Here is a 2,676-nt window from a genome sequence, read left to right as displayed (position 1 = left end):
CCTCAGAACCCGCAGTGACGACCAATGGAACCAACCAACCCCGGCCGACGGGTGGACAAGCCGCCATCAAATCGCTCACCTGGCATTCTTCGACGCCACTGCTGAGATGTCCCTCACCGATCCCGATGCCTTCGCCGAGCACCGACAGCGGGCCGAACGAGGACCGGGTGCGTACCGCACCGAGTCGCTCAAACCTCTACTCGAGTTGACACCGAACCAACTCCTCGAACGCTGGCGGGACGCACGCCGGTCACTCCAACAGGCACTCCGCGCGGCCACCCTAGACGCCCGACACCCCTGGTACGGGCCATCGATGAGTCTGGCGTCCATGGCAACGGCCCGGCTGATGGAAACTTGGGCCCACGGACAGGACATCGCCGACACTTTCGAGATGGATAGGCCGGCCACCGCGCGATTGACCCACATCGCCCGGATTGCGTGCCTCGCGTTCCCTTACAGCTTCACGAACAACGCACTGCCAGTCCCGACGACGGGCGTTCAGGCGAACTTGATTCTCCCCTCGGGCAACACGTGGGCATTTGGTGAAGACAACTTGCTGGATTCGGTCACTGGGCCCATCGACGACTTCTGCTTGGTGCTCACCCGGCGCCGTCATGTCGCCGACACCGCCCTCGAGGTGACCGGACCAATAGCCGCAAAATGGATGACGATCGGTCAGGCGTTCGCCGGTCCACCCGGTGCCGGACGTGCGCCGGGCCAGTTCACCCGACGACCACTCGCCGTGCATCGGGCCGGCCGAAAGTAGTGGCGACAGAAGTTCGCGTCAACGTCTCGAGCACGCGTCAACCGAAATTCGGCAGTCTTCATTCAACGAGCGATGACTCGGGATCCGTGCGTTCGGGGTCGAACCGTCGCGTCAGGCTTGTGCACTCGCGCGTATGAAACCGCTGAACCGTCGCAGTTCCGGATGCGAACAGTCGGGCGCGCGCGCAGCATGAGACTGGAGCACGGGCTGCGCGGTGTCTCTCTGCGACGAACGACCGGCCCGGCCCCGTTCAACATGCTTCATGTCGACGGCCTGGGAGAACAGATGGCGGTGAAAGCGGCCGTCCGAGGGGCATGTGATACACGTAGCCGATCCCTTGAGGTCAGATCGGTGTCGGGATGGTGGAGGTCAACAGGACCGGTCGATCCGCCACTTGTCAGGTGCAGGAATGACATTCGGGAACCAGGCTGGTGCTGTGGCTCGGCAGCTCGATGCCTCCTGCCTGACTTCTGACAATCTCGCGCCGAGACTCAGCGGGCAGCATTCCGGCGTTCCGATCCTGACCAGCGCCTGGGTTGGGCGGCGCGCTCTCCGGGCGTCCGGTCGGAGTTTGACATACGATGCGCGGGTTTACTGACCGCCATTGACAGATATTGATATGGACGTTCCTAATCGGTATTATTCATCTGGCAATGCCGAATCGATGTTTCGGATGGCCGCCTCGGGCACCAGGTAATCCCAATCGGAGCCGTAGCTTTCTGAGAAGCGTTCGACGCGGTTCCAGCTGCGCTGGCGGGAATGATGTTCGCGTAGACGGTGAACGCTGTGAGAGAAGGACTGGCCGAGGTGGTCGTACGTGTCTGCACAGACGCTCGCCGAGCCCCGGGACAGTCGACGGGCGAGACGTTCAGGGGTCGGCACAAAGCGTGTGTGAGTCATGGGACTGGACCTCAACGTCAATGCGAGAACGGCTTTCACTGCGCTCTGGCCTCTCGCAGCAGCGAGGACCCCAAAATCCGAAGGCCTCCTCGGCCCTGATTGGATGGTTCAAAACTAATGCATTGTCACGAGTACCGCAGATGGCCCCAGAGGCGACGTGCGGCGTGGGACGATGTCAATCGTAAACGAGAGCACAGCGACACCGAGGCAGAGCGCCTCATCGAGTTCGCGAGTGTGTGGGTGCCATACGGCGGCGCCAACGAGGGGAACATCCTTGTTCACTTCGGAATGTCAAGGCGCCGGTTCATCGAGCGTTTGTGGCAAGTCATTCCTGAATCCAACTGCGCTCCAGACGAGATACGCAAATTAACGAGAACGTACCTGCGCCGTCCCCGAACGAACGGTTCCTAGACCCACAGCGAAGCTCTGCGACCGCAATTTCGTGCGCACGCGATGTCGAGACGATGTCAGATTTCCGCGCGCACGCCCTCCCGAGTCCGCACAAGATCTCTCGCGGCCTCTTGCTCGTCGTCGGGGGATGTGGCACCGGGGTAGGTCTGGCTCAGATCCGGCAGCCGTGCAAATGCAGGGGGTCCGGCTTATCGATTTCGACCCGGTCGCCCGTGTGCGTTGCAGCTTCGACTGCGCTGCGACAGATACTTGGGCCCCGCCGCCAACAGGAACCGGGCGAATCCGAACCCGGTCGGGCCAGCGTCGTAGGGCATCGCCACCCGTCCGGGCAACGCAAGGAGCACATCGGCCGGTTCGTTCGTGTCGGGGTTCAGTGGAAGGTGAAGCCGGTGAAGTCGTCGGCGGCGACCTTGTCGCATGTGTCGACGTAGCGGTCGAGTCCGCCGACGTAGGGCATGAAGACTCTGCTGCCGTCGTCGCGGTTGACGTGGACCATGTAGTTCTCGACGTTGAGTCGGAGCAGGTGGGAGGCGGCTTCGGCGACGTGTGCTGTCCACTCGTCCTGGGCGTGGGTTTCGGGTTCGACTCGGGTGTATCCG

General features: G+C 62.5%; 1 protein-coding gene and 1 pseudogene. One reads left to right on the top strand and one right to left on the bottom strand.

Annotated elements, in window-relative coordinates; all coding sequences use genetic code 11:
* Nucleotides 1-766, top strand: a 766-nt coding sequence (locus AC1DWT_RS50730; protein WP_477926208.1) for a TIGR03084 family metal-binding protein, incomplete at its 5' end; no start/stop codon positions are given.
* Nucleotides 767-2,447: 1,681 nt separating this feature from the next.
* On the opposite strand, the pseudogene AC1DWT_RS50725 reads toward AC1DWT_RS50730, so the two are convergent.
* A pseudogene (locus AC1DWT_RS50725) lies at nt 2,448-2,676 on the bottom strand (cyclohexanone monooxygenase); the annotation flags it as partial.

The organism is Rhodococcus sp. P4_B6, from assembly GCF_056402215.1.
This window is presented reverse-complemented; position numbering and strand designations above follow the sequence as displayed.